The sequence below is a fragment of the Nitrospira sp. BLG_2 genome (assembly GCF_049222245.1).
The window spans coordinates 1-1,739 of the sequence record NZ_JBLYIG010000538.1 but is presented as its reverse complement, the minus strand read 5'-3'; the positions used below and the strand labels follow the sequence as shown (position 1 = coordinate 1,739).

Sequence of the window (1,739 nt, the reverse complement as noted above, 5' to 3'; positions counted from 1 at the left end):
TGATTCTCCAGCTCCGCGAGCTCCGCCTTCGTCAGGCCCAGCTCGTCCATTGTGCGTTGCCAGCCGCTCTCGCGCCACCGTCGGAAATTTTTGTAGATGCGCTGGCTCTCCAATCCATTGAGGCCCGTCACCGCGATCACTTCCCCCGGACCCCACCCATAGGAATGGTGATAAAGCGCGATCAGGGCGTCCCGGCTGACGACCGCCCGCGCCACAAGCCCGTCGAGAAACCGGCCGAGCGGTCTCAGCAAATCCGGATGATAACAAAACGGTTCCGGCTTGCTGTGCTGTTTGGCCACCAGCGAATCGAACAGAAACAACGGCCTGCACGGAACTTCGGTGCGTCCACAGACCAGAAACCGTTCAAGATATTCGGATCCCCAACGCAACGCGAACTTTTCATGCTCGATGTCGTCATTCCATTGGCCGGTTTCCCGCAAGAACCGTTTTGTGTAACCGGTCGCCCGATCCAACAGAATCGGCAGCGCCTGCAAGACGACCTGATCGAATTCGTCTGACGTCGAAACCACCTCTTCGAGGCGGCTCACCGTTGCCGTACGATCAGACATCGTCTGGCTCTTACCGACCGTGTTCTGCATTCTCGTTACCGGCATTCTGCCTCCATTCACCACGGCGGGGCATTGGACAAATGCATGCGCTCGCTTATACGTTTTGTCCATTGTGTGCCCACCACAATTCTGTCAGTGAGAAGGACCATTTTCAATCGCGTCACCACGTCATTGTTCCTTCCGCTCAACGTCGGCATCTCACCGGCCCGGGACTTCAACGACGGATAGATGGATTAATTAACCAGATTGTCCTGGGCAATTACCAGTGCCCTCGGCACGTGTTCACGTTACGTAGTTAGGATTGCGAAAGCTCGGGAGACGCCGCGATCGGCCGATACGAGTTGAGGTGGGTGTTAAGTCAATTCATGTAAAGGGATCGAGAAGACGATCGTGGTTCCTTGATTCGGTTCGCTGATGATCTTCACTGCTCCTCCGAGGGGCCGTACTCGTTCCCGCATCCCGACGATTCCCACTCCTTTTTGCGCGCTTCTGGCCCGGACAGGATCGAACCCGATCCCGTCGTCCGCCACGACGAGTTCGATCCCCGTATCGGTTCCGCCCAAGGTCACCGCCACATGCTTCGCCTCCGCATGTTTCAGGATGTTGCACAGACTTTCCTGTAAGAGACGGAAGACCGTCGTCATGATATCGGGAGGGATATTCGCCGGAACGTCCCGCTCAAGAAATGTGACCTCGAATCCGGACCTCCCGCTGAATTCCCTGACGAGATCGCGAATGGGCCCGACAAGCGAGTCTCCGAGGTTCCGTGGAAGCAAGTTGTGCGAGATGGTCCGAAAATCGTTGAGGAGCGCGCTCAATTTTTCGCCCATCACGGTGAGGCGCGAGACAATATCCGGGAATCGCTGCTTGCACACCTTCGCCAACAGTTTTGTTTCCATGATCAGGGTCGTCACCCGTTGACAATGATCGTCATGGAGCTCTCTCGCGATCCGCTTGCGCTCCTCTTCCTGCGCGGTGATCAGCAATCGCGCCAGCTTCCGCAGCTCATCTTCATTCGCCTCCAGTTCGGCCTGCTGTCGCTCCAATCGTTCTTCGGCTGCTTTCCTGGAGGTGATGTCCTCGAAGGCGACCCGCAGCCGCTCTCCTTTCCCTTCGCCGACCGCGACGGGCACCGCCTGCACTGTCGCCCTAAACCGGGCGCCGTCCATC

General features: G+C 57.6%; 2 protein-coding genes. Both read right to left on the bottom strand.

Features of this window, described 5'->3' with window-relative positions; genetic code table 11:
• On the bottom strand, positions 1-614 hold a 614-nt coding region (locus tag ACOSYY_RS14440), incomplete at its 3' end, for a hypothetical protein (RefSeq protein ID WP_421663222.1).
• Between the two features lie 308 nt (positions 615-922).
• Positions 923-1,739 (bottom strand): sensor histidine kinase (locus ACOSYY_RS14435; RefSeq protein ID WP_421663221.1); only part of this gene is annotated, 817 nt, incomplete at its 5' end.